The sequence below is a fragment of the Hymenobacter elongatus genome (genome assembly GCF_004745955.1).
Classification (GTDB): domain Bacteria; phylum Bacteroidota; class Bacteroidia; order Cytophagales; family Hymenobacteraceae; genus Hymenobacter; species Hymenobacter elongatus.
The window spans coordinates 281,987-306,021 of sequence record NZ_SRLD01000001.1; the positions used below are offsets into that span (position 1 = coordinate 281,987).

At 60.9% G+C, this 24,035-nt stretch carries 20 protein-coding genes; 15 read left to right on the forward strand and 5 right to left on the reverse strand.

The window, feature by feature from the left end; genetic code table 11:
* The first annotated feature begins 160 nt into the window (after positions 1-160).
* From E5J99_RS01215 to E5J99_RS01255, 9 genes are all read left to right on the forward strand, one after another.
* Entirely contained in the window at positions 161-1,342 is a 1,182-nt protein-coding gene (locus E5J99_RS01215) for an acetyl-CoA C-acyltransferase (RefSeq protein WP_210114390.1), read from the forward strand.
* Positions 1,343-1,533: 191 nt separating this feature from the next.
* Positions 1,534-2,949 carry a toxin-antitoxin system YwqK family antitoxin gene (locus E5J99_RS01220; protein ID WP_135495886.1) on the forward strand — a complete coding sequence of 472 codons (1,416 nt, stop codon included), beginning with the start codon at positions 1,534-1,536 and terminating at the stop codon, positions 2,947-2,949.
* Positions 2,950-3,528: 579 nt separating this feature from the next.
* The gene (locus tag E5J99_RS01225) at positions 3,529-3,930 is read left to right on the forward strand and encodes a carboxypeptidase regulatory-like domain-containing protein (RefSeq protein WP_135495887.1); all 402 of its coding nucleotides are present in this window, start codon (positions 3,529-3,531) and stop codon (positions 3,928-3,930) included.
* A 155-nt stretch (positions 3,931-4,085) separates the two neighbouring features.
* A complete protein-coding gene (locus E5J99_RS01230; protein WP_135495888.1) occupies positions 4,086-4,463 on the forward strand; it encodes a hypothetical protein in 378 nt (125 codons plus the stop codon).
* Between the two features lie 459 nt (positions 4,464-4,922).
* Complete coding sequence (locus E5J99_RS01235; protein WP_135495889.1) at positions 4,923-7,382, forward strand: outer membrane beta-barrel family protein; 2,460 nt, start codon at positions 4,923-4,925, stop codon at positions 7,380-7,382.
* Positions 7,383-7,486: 104 nt separating this feature from the next.
* A complete protein-coding gene (locus E5J99_RS01240; RefSeq protein WP_135495890.1) occupies positions 7,487-8,971 on the forward strand; it encodes a serine hydrolase in 1,485 nt (494 codons plus the stop codon).
* Positions 8,972-8,994: 23 nt separating this feature from the next.
* Positions 8,995-10,185, forward strand: a complete 1,191-nt coding sequence (locus E5J99_RS01245) for a hypothetical protein (protein WP_135495891.1) — start codon at positions 8,995-8,997, stop codon at positions 10,183-10,185.
* Positions 10,186-10,382: 197 nt separating this feature from the next.
* Complete coding sequence (locus E5J99_RS01250) at positions 10,383-11,027, forward strand: TIGR02117 family protein (RefSeq protein WP_135495892.1); 645 nt, start codon at positions 10,383-10,385, stop codon at positions 11,025-11,027.
* A 123-nt stretch (positions 11,028-11,150) separates the two neighbouring features.
* On the forward strand, positions 11,151-11,573 hold the full coding sequence (locus tag E5J99_RS01255; RefSeq protein WP_135495893.1) for a hypothetical protein: 423 nt from the start codon (positions 11,151-11,153) through the stop codon (positions 11,571-11,573).
* Positions 11,574-11,661: 88 nt separating this feature from the next.
* Here E5J99_RS01255 and E5J99_RS01260 read toward each other — a convergent pair whose 3' ends face one another.
* The 3 genes from E5J99_RS01260 to E5J99_RS01270 all read right to left on the reverse strand — a co-directional run bounded on the left by E5J99_RS01260 (position 11,662) and on the right by E5J99_RS01270 (position 13,514).
* Positions 11,662-12,045: a hypothetical protein gene (locus tag E5J99_RS01260; protein WP_135495894.1), complete on the reverse strand. Its 384-nt coding sequence runs from the start codon at positions 12,043-12,045 to the stop codon at positions 11,662-11,664.
* 111 nt (positions 12,046-12,156) lie between these two features.
* The gene (locus E5J99_RS01265; RefSeq protein ID WP_135495895.1) at positions 12,157-12,534 is read right to left on the reverse strand and encodes a hypothetical protein; all 378 of its coding nucleotides are present in this window, start codon (positions 12,532-12,534) and stop codon (positions 12,157-12,159) included.
* Positions 12,535-12,692: 158 nt separating this feature from the next.
* Positions 12,693-13,514: a helix-turn-helix transcriptional regulator gene (locus tag E5J99_RS01270; RefSeq protein ID WP_135495896.1), complete on the reverse strand. Its 822-nt coding sequence runs from the start codon at positions 13,512-13,514 to the stop codon at positions 12,693-12,695.
* A gap of 361 nt (positions 13,515-13,875) precedes the next feature.
* Here E5J99_RS01270 and hisS point away from each other — a divergent pair, with 361 nt between their 5' ends.
* The 3 genes from hisS to E5J99_RS01285 all read left to right on the forward strand — a co-directional run bounded on the left by hisS (position 13,876) and on the right by E5J99_RS01285 (position 19,172).
* On the forward strand, positions 13,876-15,276 hold the full coding sequence (gene hisS / locus E5J99_RS01275; protein ID WP_135495897.1) for a histidine--tRNA ligase: 1,401 nt from the start codon (positions 13,876-13,878) through the stop codon (positions 15,274-15,276).
* Between the two features lie 323 nt (positions 15,277-15,599).
* Positions 15,600-17,096, forward strand: coding sequence for a histidine ammonia-lyase (gene hutH / locus E5J99_RS01280; RefSeq protein ID WP_135495898.1), 1,497 nt, complete (start codon positions 15,600-15,602; stop codon positions 17,094-17,096).
* Between the two features lie 78 nt (positions 17,097-17,174).
* Positions 17,175-19,172, forward strand: coding sequence for a T9SS type B sorting domain-containing protein (locus E5J99_RS01285; RefSeq protein WP_210114391.1), 1,998 nt, complete (start codon positions 17,175-17,177; stop codon positions 19,170-19,172).
* A 19-nt stretch (positions 19,173-19,191) separates the two neighbouring features.
* Here the strand turns inward: E5J99_RS01285 and E5J99_RS01290 are convergent, their stop codons facing one another.
* Positions 19,192-19,878, reverse strand: a complete 687-nt coding sequence (locus tag E5J99_RS01290) for a class I SAM-dependent methyltransferase (RefSeq protein ID WP_167851924.1) — start codon at positions 19,876-19,878, stop codon at positions 19,192-19,194.
* Between the two features lie 518 nt (positions 19,879-20,396).
* Here E5J99_RS01290 and E5J99_RS01295 point away from each other — a divergent pair.
* Together E5J99_RS01295 and E5J99_RS01300 are read left to right on the forward strand one after the other, a co-directional pair.
* Positions 20,397-20,732, forward strand: coding sequence for a YbaB/EbfC family nucleoid-associated protein (locus tag E5J99_RS01295; RefSeq protein WP_135495901.1), 336 nt, complete (start codon positions 20,397-20,399; stop codon positions 20,730-20,732).
* Positions 20,722-21,804, forward strand: a complete 1,083-nt coding sequence (locus E5J99_RS01300) for a glycosyltransferase family 2 protein (RefSeq protein WP_135495902.1) — start codon at positions 20,722-20,724, stop codon at positions 21,802-21,804. The genes E5J99_RS01295 and E5J99_RS01300 overlap by 11 nt, the downstream gene beginning before the upstream one ends.
* Positions 21,805-21,833: 29 nt before the next feature.
* Here E5J99_RS01300 and E5J99_RS01305 read toward each other — a convergent pair whose 3' ends face one another.
* Complete coding sequence (locus E5J99_RS01305; protein WP_135495903.1) at positions 21,834-22,052, reverse strand: PspC domain-containing protein; 219 nt, start codon at positions 22,050-22,052, stop codon at positions 21,834-21,836.
* A gap of 172 nt (positions 22,053-22,224) precedes the next feature.
* On the opposite strand from E5J99_RS01305, the gene E5J99_RS01310 reads away from it, so the two are divergent.
* Positions 22,225-24,033 carry a tetratricopeptide repeat protein gene (locus E5J99_RS01310; RefSeq protein WP_135495904.1) on the forward strand — a complete coding sequence of 603 codons (1,809 nt, stop codon included), beginning with the start codon at positions 22,225-22,227 and terminating at the stop codon, positions 24,031-24,033.
* The last annotated feature ends 2 nt before the right edge of the window (positions 24,034-24,035 follow it).

The following is a 24,035-nucleotide window of genomic DNA, read 5'->3' on the forward strand; positions in this document are numbered from 1 at the left end:
CAAACTCGCGGTAGTCAGGCCTGGTGGCCGGGCTGGCAATGGGCGCCGGGCTTGGGCTTGAGCCCGCCAAGCGGGGGCTCCGGAACGGGCTTGCTGGCTACAAGCGGCACAATTCGTACTTTTACTCGTCACTCACCCTTAACGCCCACCCTTCTCGCTTATGCAAATCAAAGAAGTATATATCATCTCGGCCGTGCGGACGCCAATTGGCAGCTTCGGTGGCAGTCTGGCCTCTGTGTCGGCTACTGACCTAGGCGCTATTGCCCTGAAAGGGGCGCTGGAGAAAGCCGGCGTCGACCCAAAGGAAGTCGAGCAGGTTATCATGGGCAACGTTATTTCGGCCAATCTGGGGCAGGCTCCGGCCCGTCAGGCCGCCAAGAAAGCCGGCTTGCCTGACACTGTTGAATGTACGACCGTTAATAAGGTCTGCGCTTCGGGCACCAAAGCCATTATGTTTGCGGCTCAGGCCATCATGCTGGGCCAGGCCGATGTGATTCTGGCCGGGGGCATGGAAAGCATGTCGAACGTGCCTTACTACCTCGACAAAGCCCGTTTTGGAGCCAAGTATGGCCACAGCCAGATGATAGACGGCCTGATGAAGGACGGCCTCTGGGACCCCTATAACGACTACGCTATGGGCAACGCGGCCGAGCATACGGCCAAGGAAATGGGCTTCACCCGCGAAGACCAGGATGCCTTTGCCATCGAGTCGTACACGCGGAGTGCCAAAGCGGCTAAAGAGGGCAAGAAGAAAAACGAAATCGTGCCCGTAACCATCGAGAGCCGGGGCAAGACCACCGTTATTGAAGACGATGAGGAATACCTGAAGGTAGATTTCTCGAAAGTGGCGGGCTTGCGTCCGGCCTTCACCAAAGACGGCACCGTGACGGCCGCCAACGCCTCGACCCTGAATGATGGCGCGGCGGCTATTCTGCTCATGAGCAAGGAAAAGGCCGAAGCCTTGGGCGTGAAGCCTATCGGCAAAATCCGGGGCTTCGCCGATGCCGAGCAGGCTCCCGAGTGGTTCACTACCTCGCCTTCCCTGGCTATTCCGAAAGCGCTGAAGCACGCGGGCATTGAAGCCAGTGAAGTGGATTTCTACGAAATAAACGAGGCTTTCTCGGTCGTTTCGCTGGCTAACAACAAGCTGCTGAACCTGGAGGGCACGAAGGTAAACGTGTACGGTGGAGCCGTATCGTTGGGCCACCCGCTGGGCGCTTCCGGCGCCCGCATCGTGACGACGCTCCTGAATGTGCTGCAGAACGAAGGCGGCAAAATCGGCGTTACCGGTATCTGCAACGGCGGCGGCGGCGCTTCGAGCATTGTAGTAGAAAGAATGTAATTCCGAATTTTCCGGCGGCACAGGTTTTCGGTGCTGCTTCCGGATGCGTAAAAAGCCGCTCTGTCCAGAGCGGCTTTTTATTTGCTATTTCGTTTTGGCAAACGAAAGTCGGCTGGCCTGGCGTTTGCAGCAGTGCGGTGGCTATTACCCCGTTTTCTGCTTTCTTTTTCTATTTCCTGACTACAGTGAAGATGTTGCTTTCTTTCCGTTTCTGGCTTTTCGCGGCCCTTCTACTACTGGTTGCCGAAGCCGCGCAGGCGCAGAAGCTACGCCGCCTGATTTCGTATTATGACTCTACCAACACCCGAAAGCGGGAAATTTACTCGGCGCTGGTGGCGGCCGATACCGTGCTGGAAGGCTCCTACAAGCGCCTGTACCGCTCGGGCAAGCTGGAGGCTCAAACGCGCTACGCGGGCGGCAAGCGCGACAGTGCCTACGTAGAGTTTCATCCCAGCGGCAAGCGTCGCCTGGAAGTCACCTATAGCCAGGGCGTGCGCCAGGGTCCGTTCAAAACGTATTACGAATCGGGGCAGGTGGCGCAGGAAGGCACCTACGAAGCCGACCAGCCCACCGGCATACTGCGCTACTACCACCCCAGCGGCGAGGTGAAGCTGGAAACAACGCTGGCCAACGGCCAGCCGGCCGGCGTGGTGCGCGAGCTATATGCTACGGGCAAGCCCAAAGCGGAAATAAGCTACGAAAACGGGCAGGCTAACGGCCCAGTGAAAACGTATTTTCCGAACGGGCAGCTACAAAGCGAAGCAACCTTCAGCCGGGGGCTGCTGGCGGGCCCCTACAAAACGTATTACGACAATGGCCAGGTAGAAACGGAAGTGCTGGCCGACCGCACTGGCCGGGGCAGCTACCACAGCTACTACCGCTCGGGCAAGCTCCGCACCGAAGGCACGTATGTGGCCTCCACGCTGAATGGGCGGGCCATCAAGAACCCACTGGGCGACGACCTCACGAAGCAGGCCCGGCAGATGGCCGGAGGCACGGCCAACCTGGAAGGGCCCGCCAAGGCTTACTATGAAAGCGGTGCCATTAAGAGCCGGATGACCTACCGCAACGGCGTGCTGAATGGCCCGCAGCAGGACTTTTATGAATCGGGAAAGCCGGAACAAACCATTGAGTACTCGAATCAGGCCCGGGACCGGAAGATTACACTGTATTTTGAGGACGGCTTGCCCAAAGCCGAGCAGCTTTATAAGAACGGACAGCCCAGCGGTACGTGGCGCACGTTTTTCCCCGGTGGCAAGCAGGTGCAAACCCAGGAATCGTATGTAAACGGCAAGCTTGGCGGCGACAAGCTGACGTATCATAACAACGGGGCGCTGCAGACGAAGCTGCTACACGAGAACGGACGGCCTACCGGCCTCGGTCAGGAGTTCTACAGTTCCGGCAAGCTAAAAGCCGAAACCACCTATGTGAAAGGCCTCAGGGCCGGTGCCTACCGCCAACTGCGCGAAGACGGCACCACGGAAATAAGCGGCGCCTTCCGCAACAACCGGGAAACGGGCGTGTGGCTCTACTATGGCGCCGATGGCAAGGCAGTGACTAAAAAAGTTACGTTTCGTAACGGGCAGGAGGTGAAAGCGGGCAAATAGCAGCCTTTGCTTGCCCTTGCGAGTCACACAGGCCGCAAGAAAAGACTCACAGTCTGGTGTTGAGCCAAGCTGTGAGTCTTTTTTTTGATATGTATACTATTGAATATCAGATATTTATTACAGCAGAGTAGGCACCACACAAAAATAATTGCGGCAGTAGGCAGCCCTTTGCCAGTAGCTGCCATCTTATTACCGTGATGCAAGCAATAGTGCAGTAAGGAGCATCCATACTCCTATTTTTACCCCATTTGCCCGTCGGAATGCAAGTAATTTCAGATAAATGAAATTAAATTTTAAAACTACCTTGCATCACATAGTACCATACAGTATCTTTGTTCTGTTCTTCTACTCCACCTAGCGGGAAGCGGGTCAAAAAGCCAGCTTCAGATTACCCGCTTCCCGGAGATGCCCTAGCCACCTGGGGCCTTGACCCACAAGCATTTGCATCGGCAACCGCTTTTTGGGCTTGACCTTCCCCCTTTTTTGCATCGACCGGCCTTGTACCCCGGAACAGACCCGCGGCTGTTTGGACGCGCACTGGCTGGCCTTTGCCCCTATTTTCCTCATTTTTTCCTTCTCATGAACTCTTCCCTTTTTCTCCGGGCCTTCGCTGCCCTGTCGCTCGTAGTCCTGCTGATTTCCGGCGTACAAGGTTCGGCCCCCGCTCCTCGCTATGCCACGCTAACCGGTGTTTTGCGGGACGCTGACACCCACGAACCCATACCGGGCACCAACGTGGTACTGGTCAGCAACGGTGGTAAAACACTGGTTTGCAGCGCCAAAACCCGCGCCGACGGTACTTTCCGCCTCACCAATATTCCCTTTGGCCGCTACACGTTTCATACTACCGTGCTGGGCTACCAAGCCACCCAGCCGCAGCTGACGTTCAGCGCCAAGCAAGCCACTGTAGCAATGGGCACGCTAAGTCTGCAGCCGCTGGGTGCTGCTCTGCTTGCCTACGCTCTGCCAGCAAAGCAATAGCCGCTCCGCTGTAGTCGGGCAGGAATGCAGCACACTACGGGCCACACCGCGCCCGGCCGGCTCCTACCCTATTTGATTTCCACTTGCTCACTTTCTCGTCGGTGGCTTCTGCCGCGACACTTTCAACGCTGTTTCACCCTGTCACTTTCTGCGCCATGAAAATTTCCTTGTTTTCCCGTTTGAGTTTGGTAGCCGTTCTATTTGGCCTGTCGGCTACGCTGGCAGTAGCTCAGCCTACCATCTACACCGAAGATGCCGCTGCTCCGGGCACGGGGTACTGGACAATTGAGACCGACCAGAGCCGGCGCGACTACAGCGTGGTGCGCTTCTACACGGCCCAGCACGAGAAAATCTACGAGGAGCGGCTGGCGGGCTTGTGCCTGGATCCGAGCCGGGGCACGGGACGGTGCCGGCGCACGGCCCAGCGGCTGAGTGCGGCCCTGGGGCAGGCCCAGCGGGCGACCAACACGTCGATGGTGGCCCACGGCCTCGGCCTGGACCGCCGCGCCCAGCGCCTCTACGCCAGCCGCTAAAACCCGCTCCCACCAGCGTATTGGCCCATTATTCGGGCAGAGTGCCACAGGCAGCGGAGCTTACTTTTTCCTAAGCTCCGCTGCCGCTTGGGGTCTTTTTAGTGCCAACGCCTCTATTACACTTCAAGGGCAAGGGGGCGATACTGGCGCAAGAAATTATTTTTTTTGCCTTAGTACCTTGCTTTGCATAGTACCTTCTTATATATTTGTTCTATCAAATAGCTTACCCCATTAGTCAACTGGGCGCTACTCCAGGATTACCGTTCCGCCACCGGCACACCGCAGCATATTCCTACAGGCTACGAGCGCCGGGGCCAATCGGCACCACAACCGACAATCTGACTTAGCAAGTCCTTTACACCCCTTGATTCAACCCCTGCACTAGGGAACCCCAGCGGCGCCGCGGCCGCCTGGAATGGCTCCCCATTGCCCGGTTTTTTCACCCACTTTCTCATTCGCATGAACTCCTCCTCTACTTTTCGCCGGGCACTGCGGTGCCTGGGGCTGCTCCTTACGCTCTTCCCACTAGGCGTGCAAGCGCAAAACGCGGCACCCGTAACAGGCTCATTATCGGGACTTTTGATGGATAAAGGAACGGGGCAGCCACTGCCGTTTGCCACCGTAGCGGTGTTGCGGGCTCAGGATTCTACTTTCGTCCAGGGGGGCCAGACCAGCGAGAATGGCACGTTCGATTTCTCTCGGCTGGGCTTTGGCACCTATATGCTGCGGGCTACGGTGCTGGGTTATAAGCCGCTGCGGCAGCCGGTAGCACTTTCGGCCGCTGCGCCGGTGGCGAAGTTGGGGGCTTTGCGGCTGATTTCAACCACTACTCAACTGGCGGGCGTTACGGTGCAGGGCGAGCGGGCCACCGTGGTCGATAACCTGGACAAGAAGGTGATTAATGTGGCGAAGGACCTCACCAGCGTAGGTGGCACTGCCCTGAACGTGCTGCAAAATGTGCCCTCGGTAGCCGTGGACCAGAACGGGACGGTGAGCATGCGTGGCAGCAGCAATATTACGGTGCTCATTGATGGCAAGCCTTCCGGGGCGGCCAATGGCGGCACCGGCACCCGGCTGGAGCAGATTCCGGCCAGCGCCATTGAGAAAGTGGAAATAGTAACGAATCCATCGGCCCGCTACGACGCGGGCGGCGCGGGCGGCGTCATCAATATTATTCTGAAAAAGCAGCGCCATGACGGCTGGAACGGGCAAGCCACAGCCAATGTAGGCAGCGCCGACAAGTACAACACTTCCCTGAGCCTGAACCGGCACCAGGGCAAAATGAATCTGTTTGGCAGCTACAACGCCCGCGACGACCGGTATCAGAACGAGAATACGGTTGACCAGACGGCGGTAGTAAAGGATGTACCTTTTCGGGTGTACCAGCAAGGCCGGGGACAGCGCCACAGTACTTCGCACGACGGCCGGGTGGGCTTCGATTACACCTTCAGCCCCGAGCAAAGTCTGACATTCACGGCCGAGCCGCAAATGAATCGTGGCAACAACAGCGCCACCCAGACGGCCCGCCTGAACGACGTGCCCCAACGCAACAGCCAGCGGGTGACTGAAGACGTAAAAACCCTGGACGTATCGTCGGACTACCGGCGTACCTGGGCCGCCCACAAAGGCCGGGAGCTGACGACCAACCTGGGCTATACCAACCTGTGGGCCAACGTGGTAGTGGGCCAGCAGCTGACCAGCAACGCCGTACCGGAACCCGAGTGGAAGCAGGATCTGGGGGTGCGTTTGCAGGCCGTGTATGGCCAGGCCGACTACACGCATCCCCTGGACTCGACCAGCCGCCTGGACCTGGGCTTGAAAGGCCAGTGGCAAACCAACAACGGTACCGACGACTACCTGCTGCAACGCACCGATCAGCCCACGGAATACGCGCGCGTCGACAGCCGCTCGGTGGCCTATACGTTCCGGGAATACCTGCAGGCCGGCTATGCCACCTACCAATACCAGCGCGGCAAGTGGAGCTACCAGGGCGGCGTACGGGCCGAGTACACCCGCACCACCGGCAACGTGCAAGGCGGCCAGGGCGCGTTCAACCTGAACTACCTGAACCTATTTCCGTCGGCTACCGTGGTGCGCACGCTGCCCGGCGACCAGCGCCTGCAGCTCAGCTATGCCCGCCGCCTCAACCGCCCCAACTTCATGCAGCTGCTGGCTTTCCCGCTCTACCAGGACCCGCGCAGCTACCGCCTCGGCGACCCCAGCCTACGCCCCGAATACAGCAATGCCTTTGAGCTAGGCCACCAGGTGTCGATGGGCAGCGCCAGCGTGAATACCACGCTTTTTTATCGCCATACGACCAACGCCATTCAGCGCATCCGGGAGGTCGATACGCTGGCGACGCGCCTGAACGGGGCGGCCGGCGTGGTGACGGCGGAGCTGAACCGCAACTTCGGCCAGAGCCAGAGCTACGGAGCCGAGCTTTCCCTGAACCAGCCCCTGACGAAGTGGTGGCGCCTGACGGCCAGCGGCTCGCTGTTTCGCAGCACCGTAACGGCCCTGGCCGCCACCGAAGCCAGCCGCAGCAACCTCACCGGCACGGCCCGCCTGCTGAACAGCTTCACGCCCACGCCCAAGCTCGACGTGCAACTCACGGGTACGTACCGGGCGGCCGTCATTACACCCCAGGGCCGCCTGCTGCCCCAGGGCGGCATCGATGTGGCGTTGCGCCAGAAGCTCTTCGCCGACCGCGCCGCCCTGACGTTGCGGGTGAGCGACGTGTTCAACACCCAGCGCCAGCGCATTGAGGCTTTCGGGGCCAACGACTTCCGGGCTACCTACCTCAACAAGTACGAAACGCGGGTCGGCTACCTGGGCTTCTCCTGGTATTTCGGGGCCAATAAGCCGCCGAAGAAAATAGAGGCAGCGCCCCAGGGCGGCGGCGGCGGCTTCGGCGGGTAAGACTCCGACTCCCCACACTTTCTCCATACGCTGGCCGCAAGCTGCATCTTTTCGCACTACTGGCTCAGCAGATTCCTTTTCCCATTTCCTATTTCTCCTGCGTTATGAAAAAATCTACTGCACTTGCCAGCTTGTGTGTTGCGCTCTGCCTGACTACGGCTACCGCTAAGGCCCAAACCGCTGCTCCACTCACCAAGGACAGCCTAGACATCTTTCTGGCTGCCAAAATGCAGCAGATGCGTATTCCCGGCATGCAGCTGGCCGTCATTCAGCATGGCAAAATTGTGAAGCTGGCACAGTACGGGCTGGCCAATCTGCAGGACTCGGTACCGGTAACCCGCCGCACGCTGTTTCCGATTAACTCCATCACCAAGGCGTTTGTGGGCGTGGCGGTGATGCAGCTGGTAGAGGCCGGCAAGCTGGATCTGGCGGCACCCGTTGGGCAGTACCTCCCGAATTTACCCGCCGCCTGGCAGCCTGTTACCATCCGGCAGCTGCTCACCCACTCGTCGGGCATTCCCGACATCCTGCCCGAGGACAAGCAAGTGACGGCAGCCGATCAGCAGGCAGCCTGGGCAGCGGTGCAGACCTTGCCGATGCCCTACAAAACCGGGGAGCGGTTCAGCTACAATCAAACCAACTACCTGCTGCTGGGCAAAGTAATCGACCAGCTCAGCGGCAAGCCCTTTGCGCAGGTCATCACGGAGAAGCAGCTGCAGGTGGTAGATATGCCCCGCACCGCTTTCGGCGACGCCCACGACGTTCTGCGGGGCAGTGCCCGTGGCTACACGTACTTTCATGCGGTTGATGGCCAGCTGCAGCGCACCCAGCAGCCGCAGAATATGTTCGAGGTATTTGCGCCCATGCTGCGCACCGCCGCCGGGCTGAATTCGACCGCCGAAGAAATGGCCCACTGGGTGCTGGCCCTCCAACAAGGTAAACTGCTGCAACCCGCCAGCCTGACGACTCTCTGGACGCCGGGGCTGCTGAACAATGGCACCACGCGCGGCTTCAGCAAGCAGCTCAACGGCTATGCCCTGGGCTGGCCTACTGTGGCGCGGCCCGAACACCGGGCGGTGGCAGCCGTGGGCGGCGGCCGGTCAGCCGTATTTATCTACCCCGAGGACGACTTGGCCGTGGTGGTGCTCACCAACCTGACGGGCGCTAACCCCGACCGATTTGTGGATGAAATAGCCAGCTACTACGTGCCCGATATGCGTGTGGCCGCCGGCTTTGGCATGCCCCCGCAGCTCCGGGCCTTGCACAACGAGCTGCGCCAGCGCGGCTTCGACCATGCCCTGGAGCTGGTGCGAAAAGAGCAGAAGAAAAATACCGGCTACACGCTGCCCGAAGACGAAGTAAACGACTGGGGCTACTCGCTGCTGCGCCAACAGCAGGTGCCGCAAGCCGTGGAAGTCTTCAAGCTGAACGTGAGTCTGCACCCCAAAAGCGCCAATTGCTACGACAGTCTGGCGGAAACCTACCAGGAGCTGGGCAACAAAACGCTGGCAGCCAAGAATTACCGGCAGGTGCTGAAGCTCGACCCCAAAAGCCAGAACGCTGCCGACCAGCTCCGGAAGCTGCAGTAAGAGGCACTAACCAATTTTAACTCATGCACCGCTTACTACTTGTTGCCGCCCTGCTGCTGCTGAATGGCCCACTCGCCCAAGCCCAAGCCCAAGCCCAAACGTATGACCAGCTACTGGAAGGAGCCGCTCAGCAGCTAGGTCAAAAAAACTACTGTGCGGCCACCGCTGCTTTTGAGCGGGCCTTTGCCGATAGCACCAAAGCGGGGCCATTCGACCTGTATGCCGGGGCCGGGGCGGCGGCCAACTGCCCCGGCCGGCAGCAGCAGGCGCTCCGCTGGCTGCTGCGCCTCACCCGCCAGCCTATGCTGCCCATCACCGCGCGCGACGTGGATCAGATGGCGCAGGACGCCAGCTTAAGCAGCTTGCACGGCTTTCCGGCGTGGAACGGTTTCCTGGCCAGCTTGCGGCAGGCGGCGGTACGGCGCGCCGCCGAAGCGCAACGCGCCGCCGCCGAGTGGCAGAGTGCCGCGTTGCGTCAGGCGCTTCCTTCGCCACCCAAGAAAAGTACTTACGCGGCCGCCCAACCTGGCTTTGCTTTGTATTACGCCCCGGTCGATACGGTGCGGGTGCCTTATCTGGTGTATGTGCCCACCACCTACCAACCGGCTCGTCCCACGGCGCTGCTCGTCTATCTGCACGGCGGCATCATGAGCACCACGCAGTTTCAGGCCGCCGACCCAGGGGTGGCACAGGAACCCATTTTTGCCGCCGCTGCCGCCCACAACACACTGGTGCTCTACCCCTTCGGCCGCAACTCGTTTGGCTGGCTAAACCAGCGGGCCGCCTTGGACAACGTGCGCACCATGATAAAGCAGGTGCAGCAGCGCTACCACATCGACAGCCGCCGCGTGTATCTGGGCGGCATGTCGAACGGCGGCACCGCAGCTTTCTGGTATGCGTGCCAGTCGCCGGCGGGCTTTGCGGGCTTCTTTGCCATTTCGGCCCTGCCGGCCAGCGCCCTCGGCCCGTTGCATTTCAAGCAGCTGCGCCGGGGCGCTCCGCTGTATTCGCTGCATGCGCAAGACGACGAGGTGGTTTCTTACCAAGCAGTGCAAGCCATTTACGCGCAGCAGCACGGGCAGGCCCGGCAGTGGCACTTCGCGGCCCGGCCCGCAGGCGGCCATGCGTTTTTATACGGCCCCGACGGCCCAGCCGCCCTGCGTTCCTTGCTCGATCAGCTCATAAAAAAGCCGACTCTAGGACAGGCAAATTAGGCTGTGTCTGGAAACTCTATTTTGGCAAAACGGCGGTCATGCTGCACAAGTCTTTTCTGACACCACCTAGGCGAACCACAACCTAGGGATTTGTACCCGAATAGGGAAAAACCTCTGGCTCGGAGAATTTTCCCTATTCGGGTACAAATCCCTTGACTGGGAGCACGCCCGGTCCCATTTTCCACGTATAGCCGCTCATGCACGCGGCCCTGGCTTTCCTTCTGCTGTTTTTTGGCGGCACGCTGGTGCCCGTCAACCGGCAGTTTCGGCAGACGCCGGGCGGCATTCTGGTATTTGTGGTGTCCAACGGGTTCCATACCGACCTCGTGCTGCCCCTGCGCGAAACCCGCACCGGCACCGACTGGCTCCGGCAATTGGCGCAGCCCACCCTGACGACGCAGTTTGCGGCGCACGAGTACGCTGCTTTTGGCTGGGGCAGCGAGCAGTTTTATGTGGAGTCGTACGGGGGCAACTTTCCCAAAGTGGGCACCATCCTCCGTTCCGTGCTGCCGGACCGCACGCTGATGCACGTCGATTTCTACCGCCAGGCGCCCCGGCCCGGCAAGAAAGTGGTGGCCCTGCGCATCTCCACCGCCCAGTACCAACGCCTGGCCAACCTGATCCGGCAGTCGTTTCAGCCCGATAGCCTGGGCCCCACGGTGCTGCGCAACGCGGCGGGCTACACCTCCGAGGATTTTTTCTTCCGGGCCCGGGGCCGCTACCACGCCCTGCGCACCTGCAACGACTGGACCACCCGCGTGCTGCGCAAGACCGGCGTCCGGACGGCGCTAAAAGCGCCCCTGGCGGGCTCGGTGCTGTGGCAGGCCCGCCGCGCCCGCTAGCGCCGCCCGGCACCGGGCAGAATTGGGCCGGGCGTATAAAAACTATAAATGATGGTAGAATCGCTGCAGAGGGCACAACTATCGGCGTTTTAAGGCGGTACAAAGCCGACACCACTCCGGCGGGTGAATGGCTACGGGTCGACGGTGCTGCTTCAGCCAGTAGCCGGGGCGGCGGCGGGCGACCCTTATGATATGCTTATGCTTGACGTGCACCGGGAGTTGCTGCCGAACGTGTTTCTGCTCATTCTTTCCCCCGATATAGCTACCCTGACTACGGAAGTGAAGCTGACCCGCGCCCTGCACCGCGCCAGCCGCAGCGACCGGCCGGCCGTGATAGTAGACTGTGGCCTTGTGGAGCGGCTCACGCAGGAAGCCGTGGATCTTCTGCTGGCGTATGCGTTTGTGCTGCGGGCCCAAAGTCGCCGCCTCGTGCTGTGTCACGTACCCGACGCAATGCGCCACCATTTCCTCCACCTCGACGAAGCGTCGCAGCCCATGCTGGCCTTGTCGCTGCTCGATGCGGTGCAGGAAGTCAACCTACTCTAACCTACCGCTCCACGACCATGAAAAAGCCCTGACCATACGGTTAGGGCTTTCTTTTTTGGGAGGATATACAGCCTGCGTATTTACTTTATCAGCGCACGGCATATACGCGCTGCACACGGCGGCTCTGCCCCAGCTCCAGGGCCAGCTGCGTGGTTGTTTGGCGGGCGTTGTTGGGGTCGCGCAGTACGTGGTGCAGCGCCACGTTGAGCTGGCGGGCCGTGCGGCGGCAGAGGCCGGTGCCCTTGCTCAGGTCAAGGCATAGGTTATCAAGGCGCTCCTCATACACCAGCTCGTGCTGGTCGTTGAAGAAGCGGATAATGGTGTAGTCGCGGGTAAGCAGATTGGTTTCCAGATTCCAGTAGCCGGCCACGGGTGCATTCGTGGGGGGCGTGAGCCGGGGCGCAGCCGAGGCCAGCCCGGCAAGCAGCAGCAGACTACTCAGCAGCAAGCGAAAAAACAGGTGCGTTTTCATGGTGAAAAGTTCATGGTAAAGGGCATGGAGTGACAACAGCAGCAAATGACCCCGGCCCCGGTGCCTGATGTAGGCACCGGGGCCGGGTAAAAACGAAGCCCAAGCCGACCGTTAACGAGCGGCGTAGAGGCGTTGGGCGCGGCGGTCCAAGCCCAGGCCGTGGGCCACCATCGACGTGTTGGTCGCCCGCTGGGCCTGCCCCAGGGATGCGCTCAGCCGCTGGGCCGTGCGCCGGCACCGCCCCGTGCCCCGGCTCGGATCCAGGCACAAGCCCGCCAGCCGCTCCTCGTAGATTTTCTCGTGCTGGGCCGTGTAGAAGCGCACCACGCTGTAGTCGCGCCGGCTCTGGTCGGTCTCAATTGTCCAGTACCCCGTGCCCGGCACTGTGGCATCTTCGGTGTAGATGCTGATCTGGGCCACCGCCACGGCGGGGCACAGGCCGAGTAAAACAGCCAGCAGGCTCAAACGAAAAATCAGGTGTGTTTTCATGGTGCAGAAAGAGTTTAGGAGGAGAAAAAAATGGCAAAGCGAAGCCGGGAGCCCCACAGTGGGGTCCATGTCAGGGGTAATCGGGACAGGTGGGCGAAGAGCAGGAGCAAGATACTAAGCGGTGCCCCCGAAGTATTGGACGAATGCGACACCTGCCGCTAGCGGGCCCAGAAAAAGTGGGCATCGTCGTGGTAGTGCTGCACATAATGCCCCGGCGACTCCCCCGTGAAGCTCCGGAACTCCCGAATGAAATGGGCCTGGTCAAAAAAGCCGCACTGGTAACTGATGCCGGGCCAGTCGGGCGCGGCGGCCTGATCGAGCAACCGCAGCACGTAGTTGAACCGGGCAATGCGGGCATACAGCTTGGGAGTCGTCCCGACTTCGGCCACGAACCGACGCTCCAGCTGCCGCCGGCTTAGGTTGGCGACCTGGGCCAGTTCCTCGACCGACACCCGCCCGTGCTGCGCCTGAATAAAAGCCGCGACGTGGGCCATGGCATCCGACGTGGGCTGCACCCACCGCAGCCGCCGTAGCAGCAGGGCTTCGGCCGACGCCAGCCGGGTCGCCGGCGTGGGAGCCGCACTCACGCGCTGCCCCAGCTCGCGGGCAAACTGCCCGGCACTGCTCTCCGGCTGCTGCGCCGTATCGATTGCGGCCGATAAGGGCACCCCAAACAGACTGAAAAACCCAGTGGGGCGGAAATAAATACCCAGGCCGCCCAAGTGCCCCGCCTGGCGCGACGAAAGTCGCCGGGTGGTTAGCATACCCGCTACTTCTACCATGGGCGTCGCTGGCACTTCGCGGCCGGCCATGGTCAGGCTTTCGTCCGGGTGGCTGTAGCATATGCTCAGGCGGCTGGCCACCTCCGGCAGCACGGGCGCTGCCACCGCAGCTTCGGGTGCAGCCACCACATCCCACAGGCAATACTGCTCCACGTACGCAGCTAGCGCCGGGGCAGGCAGAAACGACTGGATATACATGGGAATGGGAGACGGGGAGAAGGGCGGGGCGTGCCCGCAACGTCAGCTTCCGGGAAGCTGCTCTAGGCTCAGGTTGGGTTGCAACGGTGGCGCACGAAAGCGCAGGAGGTCAACAGCACGGATCTTCTTCGGATGGCAGCTCGCCCACTCAGGAAAATTACTGGAACAAGCCGTAGGGCCAGCTACGGCTCACGAAATCTGCATCATTTCAAAGATACAGCTTCCTGGGCGGCGGGCAATTGTAAGAATGCGTCATAGCCCTCACATAATGATGTGAAGCGCCCAGTAGCTGGCCCCGCAGTGGCGGTCGGAAGTCAGGCGGGCCGTTGTACCTTCGCGCCTTCATTCCGCTTACTTCCTGATGAGCATTTCCAAACCCAGCATTCCGAAAGGCACCCGCGACTTTGGCCCCGCCGTCGTGGCCCGCCGCAACTATATCTTCGGCATCATCCGCCGCACGTTCGAGAAGTTCGGCTATGCCCCGCTCGAAACGCCCACCCTCGAAAACCTCTCGGTGCTGACCGGCAAGTACGGCGACGAGGGCGACCAGCTGCTGTTTAAAGTACTGAACTCGGGCGACTTCCTCAAAGACGTGACGGCCGACGACTTGGCCAACGAAGACGGCAAAGCCACCCGCCGGGTGCTGCCCAAAGTAGCCGAGAAGGGCCTGCGCTACGACCTCACGGTACCCTTCGCCCGCTACGTCGTCATGAACCGGGGCACGCTGGTGTTCCCCTTCAAGCGCTACCAGATTCAGCCCGTGTGGCGCGCCGACCGGCCCCAGCGCGGCCGCTACCGCGAGTTTTATCAGTGCGACGCCGATGTGGTGGGCACCGACTCGCTGCTCTGCGAGGCCGAAATTGTGCTCATGATGTGCGAGGTGCTGAACGCGCTGGGCCTGACCGATTTTACGATTAAGATCAACCACCGGGGCGTGCTGCGCAACATCTACCAGGCGTTGGGCGACGAAGGCCGGGAATCCGATTTGTTTGTGGCCATTGATAAGCTGGACAAAATAGGCCGCGACGGTGTGACGAAGGAGCTGCTGGAGCGCGGATTTTCGACGCTAGCCAGCGAGCGGCTGTTTGCCCTGCTGGCCGTGGAAGGCTCGTTCACGGAGAAGCGGCAGCAGCTGCAGGCGGCTTTCGGTACGGCCACGGTGCCCACCGATTCGCCCGATTCTTACAAAGGCTTGCAGGAGCTGCGCCAGGTCGTGGACTTCCTCTCCGGCTTTGGCTTTGAGCAGTTCCAGAACCTCGAATTTGACCCGACCCTGGCGCGGGGCCTCTCCTACTACACCGGCTGCATCTTCGAAATCAAGATTAATAATGTGAACATGGGCAGCGTGAGCGGCGGCGGCCGCTACGACAACCTCACCGGCGCGTTCGGCCTGCCGGGCGTATCGGGCGTGGGCTTCTCCTTCGGCGTCGACCGCCTCTACGACTGCCTGGAAGAGCTAAACTTGTTTCCGGAAGGCGCGGCAGCCACTACTCGCTGCCTGGTGGCCAATTTCGACGCGTCGTCGATGGCCGCAATGCTGCCGGTGCTGCGCGAGCTGCGGGCGGCTGGAATTGCCAGCGAGCTGTATCCCGATGCCGCCAAGCTGGCTAAGCAGTTCAAGTATGCCGATGGTAAAGGTATTGCCTACGTGCTGCTGCAAGGTCCGGAAGAGCTGGTGCTGAATAAATTCAAGCTCAAAAACCTGAGAACTGGTCAGGAGCAGACACTGACGCTATCCGAAGTTGTAGCCGCGCTGGCCTAGCGCCCGGTCAGACTGCTTTTCGCCGCTTCCACCCACAGCCAGCCCAGCGGGGCAGCCTATTGGGAGGACGAGGACAATTCATCAGGAACAAGCCTCGGCGGGGCGACACCAATCGTTCAATGTTGGGTGTCGTCCCGCCGGGGCTTTGGTGGTATCCAGCCGGTCCGTTGCTACCGATAGGCCACCCCGCTGGGGCTGCCGGAATCCGGAATGATGCCCGATACGTGTTTTCGGCTATTACCCGGCGGGAAATGGGGCGGGGCTGCTTTGGAAAAGATTGAGCAACTTTCGGGCCACCCACTCTCCCCTCTCCCCACCCCCGCATGGCCGACGATTTTCATATTGACCCCACCACTCACCTCGACCTACCTACCCTGCGCCAGCTGCTGGCCACCAAACAAACCGTGAAGCTCAGCCCGGCAGCCACCCAGCGTATTGCGGGCTGCTACCACTATCTGCAGAACCGGCTGGCCCAGTCGGATGCGCCGATATATGGCATCAACACTGGCTTTGGGGCCTTGTGCAACACCGGCATTGCGCCCGAAGAGCGGCAGCAGCTCCAAGTCAATCTGGTGATGTCGCACGCCTGCGGCACGGGCGAGGAAGTACCACCCGAGCTGGTGCGCCTGATGCTGCTACTCAAAGTGCAAAGCCTGAGCTACGGCCACAGCGGCGTGCAGGTAGCCACGGTGCAGCGCCTGCTGGATTTCTACAACCGGGGTATTTTGCCCGTCGTCTATCAGCAAGGCTCGCTGGGCGCCAGTGGCGACCTGGCCCCGCTGGCTCACCTGTGCCTGCCGCTGCTGGGCCTGGGCGAGGTCAACTACGAGGGCTACCGCCTGCAGGCCGCCGATGCCCTCCATCTATTTAGCTGGCAGCCCATTACCCTCGAAGCGAAAGAAGGACTGGCCCTGCTCAACGGCACCCAGTTTATGCTGGCCTACGGCGTGCATTGCCTGTTGCGGGCCGAGCGGCTGGCGCAGGCCGCCGATGTCATCGGCACGTTGTCGCTGGAAGCTTTCGATGGTCGCAGTGAACCATTCGACGCTCGTCTGCACCAGATCAGGCCCCACGCCGGACAGCTGCGGGTAGCCGAGCGCATCCGGGGCTTTTTGGCGGGTAGCGAGTTGCAGGCGCAGCCCAAAACGGCCGTGCAGGACCCGTATTCCTTCCGCTGCCAGCCCCAGGTGCACGGGGCCTCCCGCGACGCGCTGGCCTATGTGGCGCAGGTGTTCGAAACCGAGTGCAACGCCGTAACCGACAACCCCAATATCTTTCCCGCCGACGATTTGGTTCTGTCCGGCGGCAACTTCCACGGGCAGCCGCTGGCGTTGGCGCTCGATTTTATGGCCATTGCCGTGGCCGAGCTGGGCAGCATTTCGGAGCGCCGCACCTACCAGCTTATTGGTGGCCAGCGCGGACTGCCGCCGTTTCTGGCAGCCGAGCCCGGCCTGAACTCCGGCCTGATGATTCCGCAGTACACGGCTGCCGGCATCGTGAGCCAGAACAAGCAGCTTTGCACGCCCGCCTCCGTCGACAGCATCGTGAGCAGCAACGGCCAGGAAGACCACGTGAGCATGGGTGCCAACGCGGCCACCAAAGCCCGCCGGGTGCTCGACAATGCCGAGCAGATTCTGGGCATTGAGCTGCTGACTGCCACCCAGGCGCTGGCTTTCCGGCGGCCCGCCCGCACGTCGGCGGTACTGGAGCAGGTGGTGGTGGCCTTCCGCGAAAAAGTAAAGTTTGTGGCCCAGGACCGGGTGCTGTATCCCGATCTGCACGCGGCCGCCGCTTTCGTGCGCGGCTACGAGTGGCCGTAGGCAGCATGGGGCTGGGGCATACGGGCGAAATTTCTATTTTTAGCGGAGCAAACAACGTAAACGCGGATGTCCTACGTTATGAAGGCTGTGAATCACTTCCGCTGCTGTTTGATGGCGCTGTTGCTGCTGCTGGCGGGCTTTGGGGAGGCCCGGGCCCAGTGCCGGGATACGCCGCCTGCGGGCTGCCCAACGGCCTTCGAAGTATTCGACGCCGGCACGGGCGAGCCGCTGCAAAGCTTGTGCGTGGGGCAGCGCATCCGGGTCACCATTACGTGCCCCGAGCGTAGTGCCGTCGACCGCAACGCCCTCTACTACCAGTTCCTGGCTGCTGATTTGGCTACGGCTCCGTGTACGGGCTACACCAGTCGCACCAATACGTTCACCGTGACGCAGGCCGGAAAGCTCACCATTGCCGAAAACGCCCAAAATCCTTCCAATCCGGGCACGGGCACCATCTTTCTGCGCGTATTCGACGTGGCGGCCGTGCCCAAGCCCGCCTTTCAGGTGGAAGCCTGCGCCCCCGGCTCCATTCGGGTCACCATCTCTGACCAAGCCTACGACACCTACACACTACGCATCAATACCGGCCCGCTGCTCCGGGTGAACAAAGGCGCGGGTGCCCGCAACTACCCCATACCGGGAGGCGCAACCACGGGCCAGGTAGTGGTGAAGGGCCGCTACAACACGGGCCAGTGCGTGGGGGCCGATAGTATCAAGTTCACAACCCTGCCGCTGCCATCCACGCCCGTTGTACGCCGCCTCGTGCTGAGCGGCACCACCGCGCAGCTACAGTTCGAGCCAGCGCCCACGGGCTACCAATACGTACTGGAGCAAGCCGACGCCACCAGCCCCAGCGGATACCGGATAGTGCCCCAAGCGGTGCTTACCACTACCGGGGCAAGTGTCGGGGGCGTAAGTGCGCCGGCGTGCTACCGGCTGCGGATCCAGGATGTGTGCACCACCGCAGGCCTGCCGGCCTCGACACCCGTGTGCTCCGTTTTGCTGAGCGGCACCTCCGACAGTGGCCAAAATACCCTGACCTGGACCACCGATGCCAACGCGGCCAGCTTTGTGCTGAAGCGCGACGGTCAACTATTGACTACCCTGCCAGCCAACAGCCGCAGCTACCCCGACGCGGCCGTGACGTGCGGCGTGCGCTACTGCTACCAGCTGGAGACGACTACCGGCAGCGGCACCACCAGTACCACGGTAGTTTCGAACGAAACCTGCCTGACCACAACTTCCAGTTCCACGTTACCGGTGCCGCAGCTCGTGGCCAGCTTCACGCCGACGAATCAGGTGCTGCTTACGGCCACGGTGCCGGGCTTGCCCGCCGGGGGCCGGGTGCGCTACCTGCGCACGGTGGGGCAGGGCGCGCCCACCGAGTTTGCCCTCACGGCCCGCCGCACCCTGCGCGACTCTACCCTGGCCCTGAATCCCGAAGCAGCTCCCTGCTATCAGGCCCAGTTCGTAGATGACTGCGGCAACAGGTCGGCCCTCAGTGCGCCTTTCTGCCCGGTCGTGCTCAGCGCCCGAGCCGCCGACCTGCTTGGCAACACAGTGCAGCTCAACTGGACCGAGCTGCGCGGCCCCGACCCAGCAGCCAGCGTACAGTATGCCGTACAAGTAGTGGACGCCAGCGGCGCGGTTCTGGCCCAGCCATTGTCGGGTGCTACCGCCAGCGGCTCCTTTCTGGACCTGACCCCGCCCGCCGACCGGCAGCTGCTGCGCTACCGCATAGCAGCCACCAGCCCGAGCTTGAGCCAACCCAGCTACTCTAATGTTGCTACCGTGAGCCGGGAAATGAAGGCTATGCTGCCCACGGCCTTCACCCCCAACGGCGACGGCCTGAACGATGTGCTGGAAGTAAAAGGCCGTTTTCTGTCAACATTCACCTTCACCATCGTGGACCGCAACGGCCAGCAGGTATTTCGCGGCACCGACCGCACCCAGGTCTGGGATGGGCGGGTGGGCGCTACCGTGCCAGTGCCGGGGGCTTACGTTTGGCGCTTTGAGGCGGTAGATGAGACCGGCAAGCGCGTGGTGCAGCACGGTACTATTACCATCTTGCGCTAACCACGCTTGCAAGCAACGCCTACCTATCAGCCGAAGCGGCCACTTTGGGTTTCTGGGCCACCAATTTCACCAGTCGGTGAGTTTCCCGGGAGAAATCGGCGACGCCGATTGGCTCTTCGTAGCGGATAATTTCAAAGCCGGCCGCGCTGTAGAGGCTCTTCAGCTCGTCGGTGGCAAAGCCGATAACCTGGCCCGACGCGCTACCACGGGTGTGCGTAGCGTCGCGATGAAAGTTTTCGAGCACCACCAGGCCGCCGGGCCTGAGCGCCGCTTGTACGGATGCTACATGAGTACTTTCATCGGCGTAGCACAGCACAAGTAAGTCCCACTGGCTGCTGCCCCAGTCATACGTAGTCACATCGTGCTCAACGGTAGTGAGCAGCACGCCCAACTGCTGGGCCCGCTGCTGGGCAAAAGCCAGGGCTTTATCCGCAATATCCACGCCCGTGACCTGCCAGCCGTGTTGTGCCAGATAAAGCGCATTGCGGCCCTCGCCCATGTTCACGTCCAGGGCCATACCGGTGGCACGGCCCCGCACGGCTTCTACCAGCAGCGCGTTGGGCTGGGCATTGAAACGCGTGCGCCGCCAGGCTGCATCCAGGAGAAAATGATTCCAGAGGCCACGCTCGTAGTCGAGGTATTGGGCCGGCGTGGCGTTCGTCGGCCGGGGCGGGTAGGCCGCAGCCGGCGAATCGGGACTTTCCATAGTAGAAGAGTTCAGGGATACATCCTGCTGAGCCAGCATGGCATTGACCAGCACTAAGAACGGGTTTGGGATTTTGATTTTCGGGTCATGCCTCGACAGGCTCGGCATGACAGACTCATCTTTTTGAAAAACCCTAAACACGCTCTGAAGACTTTTAAACCTTGGAAGTCAGACCATTACGAAATCGAGCTACTTGGGCAAAGCTAAAAATAACTTACTCGGCCAGCTGTACTATTCGCTCGTAAAGCAACCCAGTGTAGTCCGCACCTGGTCGTAACACCCTCGAATTCATGGTTCCTAAACACGCCCGCCGAATGCGGCTCGCCGTCCCGCATCCTCTTCGGCCCGTAGAGCGAGGCCGAAGATCTGGCCTTTGTGTGGGCTTTCTGTAAATTGCCGCCGAAACCCTGTATCAGGGAATTTAACGGCAGAATCTGGAGTGAATCCATCCTTTTTTACGAAGGAGAGGCCGTATTCTACAACCCGTCCAGCACGCTGGATCTAATGATTCAAGACCTATGTTTGATATGATGGGCATGATGGGCAAGGTCAAAGAGCTTCAGGAGAAAATGAAGCAGGCCCAGGACGAGTTGCAGCATCTGACCGTCACGGCAGAATCGGGGGGCGGCCTGGTGAAAGCCACCGCCAACGGCCAACGCCAGCTGCTCAAACTCGATATCGACGAGTCGTTGCTCACACCCCAGGACCGCGAAATGCTGGCTGATCTGGTGGTAGCAGCCGTAAACAAAGCACTGACGGAAGTTGGCGAAAAAGCCAAGGAGGAGTTGAAAAGCAAGACCGCTGGTCTGCTCCCCAACCTACCCGGCCTCGATCTGAACAGTTTTGGCCTCTGATAGTAGCGCACCCGCCGATTCGTGTGCCGATGTAGCTGTCGTCATTCTGAACTGGAACGGGCAACAGCTGCTACGGCAGTTTCTGCCCGCCGTGTTGGCTCACTCCGACGGTGCCCGCATCATCGTGGCCGACAACGCCTCGACCGACGACTCGGTGGCCATGCTGCGCCGGGAGTTTCCGGGAGTCGAAATCGTGCAAAACCCTGAAAATCTGGGTTTCTGCGCGGGCTATAACATGGCATTGGGGCACGTAGAGGCTAAGTATTACATGCTGCTCAACTCCGATGTGGAAGTGACGCCCGGCTGGCTGCGCCCGCTACGCGGACTCCTGGAGCAGCGGCCGCAAGTAGCAGCCTGCCAGCCCAAAATCCGGCAGCAGAGCTCCGATGCGGCCCAGCGCCAGCTATTCGAATACGCCGGCGGCGGCGGCGGCTACCTCGACCGGCTGGGCTACCCCTTCTGCCGGGGCCGCCTGTTTGATACCCTCGAAAAAGACAGCGGCCAGTACGACGACCCGCGTCCGGTGGCCTGGGCCACTGGAGCGTGCCTGTTTGTGCGGGCCGAAACCTGGCAGCGCCTGGGCGGCCTGGAAACGGCCTTTTTTGCGCACATGGAGGAAATCGATCTGTGCTGGCGCCTCTGGAATGCCGGGCAGGAAGTGTGGTATCACGGCAGCAGCGTGGTGTACCATGTTGGGGGCGGCACGCTGCACAAGTCGAACCCGCGCAAAACCTACCTGAACTTTCGCAATGGGCTGGCCTTGGTCTACAAGAATGTGGCGGCCTCGGAGCTCATCGGAATTGTTACGACCCGCTTGTTACTCGATTGGGTGGCCGCGTTGCGCTTCCTCAGCCAGGGAGCTACCGACGACGCCAAAGCCATAGTGCGTGCCCACCGTGACGTTTTCAGCAACCGGCGCTATTGGCAGCAGCAACGGCGCTTAGCCACCCGGCAACTGCTCACGCACCAGCGCCCGGGCGTGTATGCGGGCAGTCTGGTATGGGCGTATTTCGGGAAGAAAATTCGTTTTTTTTCGCAGTTGACTCCTACCAATTTTCCCGCCGATCAGTAACGTTGTGCTCTGAACTTACGGGCTGGCAGTTACAAATCCCAGACGGTGCTGCGCTGCCGGCGCATGGCTCGGCGCACATTCATCCAGAAGGCCAAGGCGAAATACAGCACGATGGGCGACCCAAACGTGAAGAAGGAAGAGTACACAAATGAGAGGCGGACGCTGCTGCGGGAGAAGCCCAAACGGTTCCCCAAAGCATTGCAGACCCCGAAGCTCTGCTGTTCGATGAAGTCGGTTAATCGTTTCATAGCTCCTGATTTATAACCGATTACCCCGGCTAACACTGTTCAAAGTAACAAGAAACTTGCCGGATAGCAAGCCCCATCTTCTCAATTGCGCGCAATTTCTGACCTTCCACCGCAGTTTTTACGTTTGTAAGCCGAAAATTCCGTCTCGCCTGCCCTACCTAGCCTTCCGCCTATGAGAGTTTATTTGCGCCTGTTTTCGTTCGGGTGGGTGGTAGTGGCCGCACTCGTGCTGCCAGCGTGTACGCTACCCCGGATGCTAAAGGTTGCGCAGGAAGGCCAGCAAGTTACGGTGCGGCCTTCCGTTTTGGAAAGTAATGGCGAGAATGTCCTTTTTGAGGTGACGGCCCGCGTACCCGCCAAACACCTGAAAAAGGGGGCCGCCTACAACCTGGGCCTCACCTACCGCTACGACAACGGCCTGCGGGAAGACACCGTGGGACGGCTCACGTTTATTTCAGGTGAATATACCTACGACACCGAGCAAAAGGACCAGCTGGTCGTTACCAAGCAGTTTTCTTTTCCTTACTCCCCGCGCAAAAGCCCCGGCGAGCTGCTGGCGCTGCCCGATGCCCGTCAGCTGAAGGCCAACGGGAAGCGCGTGAAAGGCGTAGCAATCCGGCTGGCCCGTGGCATCGTGACAACGGGCCGCCTAGTGGTGCGCCAGGATACTGCCATCGGTCTGCTGCCCGAAACAGCCGACAACAATAGGAGCGGCACCCGCATTTTGCCCTTTTTCTTCGATCAGGGCAGCAGCGCCATCCGCAATTATCTGGGCACCAACGTGCAGGCCCTGGAAGATTTTATTGAGGCGAATCAGCATACCCAAAAGGTGATGATAGCCGCCGGCCACTCGCCCGACTCTCTCGACGCCCACGATGCCCGCCTGGCCGACAAGCGCGTGGCGGGCCTGCTGCGCTACTACAAAAAGCGCGTTGATACGGATTCTTACCTCAATAAGCTCAGCGCCATTACGTTTGAAACCGTGGCCTACCACCGGCGCTGGGACCTGTTTCTGAACAAGGTGCAGAACTCGGCATTGAAGCCTACTCAAATTGACTCGGTCGTGCTCCTTATCAATGAGGTGCCGGGCACGTTTGCCCAGAAGGAGAAGCGCCTGCACAGCCTTTCCTTCTACGACTACCTGGACCAATATATTTATCCGGTGATGCGCTTTGGCACCGTCGCCGTGGAGTACACCGCGCCCAAGCGCTACGATTCGGAAATTTACTTGCTCTCCAAAAAGATAGTGGAGAAGGAAATGGAGGCCGACGCCCTCACGCCCGAGGAACTGCGCTACTCGGCTACGCTCACGCCGCTGCTAGCCGAGAAGCAGCGCATCTACGAAACGGCGGTGGCTACTACAGGCCGGTGGGAAGCCTACCATAACCTGGCCGTGGTGCTGTTGCAGCGCGCCGACAAGGAAGTGAGCGACAAAGTGCGCCACGCTTACCTGCGCCGGGCCGCTACCAACTTCACGCTGGCCGCGCACCGCAACCCCAGCGCCGACCTGTTCTACCGCGTAGCCACGGCCTACCACCGCGCCGGCGACCGGCTCGAAGCCCTCCAGAACTACGACTATGCCATCAAGCTCGGCGGCCCGCGCTCCATTCTGGAAAAGGTATTTGCCGATAAAGCCGCGCTGGAAATCGAAGTCGGGCAGCTCGATGATGCCTTGGGCAGCCTCAGCTACAGCGGCAAAACCTACCAGAACACGATGAATCGGGGCCTGATTTACCTGCTGAAAAGCAACTATGAAGGCAGCACCAATCTGTACCAGGAAGCCCTGGCGCTGAAACCCAACGACCCACTGGCCTACTATTGCCTGGCCGTGGTAGCAGCCCGCGCCAAAGATGAAGCTCAGCTAGGCCAGAATCTGCGCCGCGCCGTGCAGCTCGACCGCACCTACGCCCAGCGCGCCGTCGAAGACCTGGAGTTTCGGGAGTACGCCGGGGGCAAGATGTTTCTGGAGGTGCTGCGGTAGCT

What these genes read in the sequence shown, in the direction of transcription:
- E5J99_RS01270 (WP_135495896.1), bottom strand. Translation starts at nt 13,514, where the DNA reads ATGTATATCCAGTCGTTTCTGCCTGCCCCGGCGCTAGCTGCGTACGTG.
- hisS (WP_135495897.1), top strand. Translation starts at nt 13,876, where the DNA reads ATGAGCATTTCCAAACCCAGCATTCCGAAAGGCACCCGCGACTTTGGC.
- E5J99_RS01260 (WP_135495894.1), bottom strand. Translation starts at nt 12,045, where the DNA reads ATGAAAACGCACCTGTTTTTTCGCTTGCTGCTGAGTAGTCTGCTGCTG.
- E5J99_RS01305 (WP_135495903.1), bottom strand. Translation starts at nt 22,052, where the DNA reads ATGAAACGATTAACCGACTTCATCGAACAGCAGAGCTTCGGGGTCTGC.
- E5J99_RS01265 (WP_135495895.1), bottom strand. Translation starts at nt 12,534, where the DNA reads ATGAAAACACACCTGATTTTTCGTTTGAGCCTGCTGGCTGTTTTACTC.
- E5J99_RS01310 (WP_135495904.1), top strand. Translation starts at nt 22,225, where the DNA reads ATGAGAGTTTATTTGCGCCTGTTTTCGTTCGGGTGGGTGGTAGTGGCC.
- E5J99_RS01235 (WP_135495889.1), top strand. Translation starts at nt 4,923, where the DNA reads ATGAACTCCTCCTCTACTTTTCGCCGGGCACTGCGGTGCCTGGGGCTG.
- E5J99_RS01295 (WP_135495901.1), top strand. Translation starts at nt 20,397, where the DNA reads ATGTTTGATATGATGGGCATGATGGGCAAGGTCAAAGAGCTTCAGGAG.
- E5J99_RS01245 (WP_135495891.1), top strand. Translation starts at nt 8,995, where the DNA reads ATGCACCGCTTACTACTTGTTGCCGCCCTGCTGCTGCTGAATGGCCCA.
- hutH (WP_135495898.1), top strand. Translation starts at nt 15,600, where the DNA reads ATGGCCGACGATTTTCATATTGACCCCACCACTCACCTCGACCTACCT.
- E5J99_RS01290 (WP_167851924.1), bottom strand. Translation starts at nt 19,878, where the DNA reads ATGGAAAGTCCCGATTCGCCGGCTGCGGCCTACCCGCCCCGGCCGACG.
- E5J99_RS01220 (WP_135495886.1), top strand. Translation starts at nt 1,534, where the DNA reads ATGTTGCTTTCTTTCCGTTTCTGGCTTTTCGCGGCCCTTCTACTACTG.
- E5J99_RS01285 (WP_210114391.1), top strand. Translation starts at nt 17,175, where the DNA reads ATGAAGGCTGTGAATCACTTCCGCTGCTGTTTGATGGCGCTGTTGCTG.
- E5J99_RS01215 (WP_210114390.1), top strand. Translation starts at nt 161, where the DNA reads ATGCAAATCAAAGAAGTATATATCATCTCGGCCGTGCGGACGCCAATT.
- E5J99_RS01250 (WP_135495892.1), top strand. Translation starts at nt 10,383, where the DNA reads ATGCACGCGGCCCTGGCTTTCCTTCTGCTGTTTTTTGGCGGCACGCTG.
- E5J99_RS01240 (WP_135495890.1), top strand. Translation starts at nt 7,487, where the DNA reads ATGAAAAAATCTACTGCACTTGCCAGCTTGTGTGTTGCGCTCTGCCTG.
- E5J99_RS01230 (WP_135495888.1), top strand. Translation starts at nt 4,086, where the DNA reads ATGAAAATTTCCTTGTTTTCCCGTTTGAGTTTGGTAGCCGTTCTATTT.
- E5J99_RS01225 (WP_135495887.1), top strand. Translation starts at nt 3,529, where the DNA reads ATGAACTCTTCCCTTTTTCTCCGGGCCTTCGCTGCCCTGTCGCTCGTA.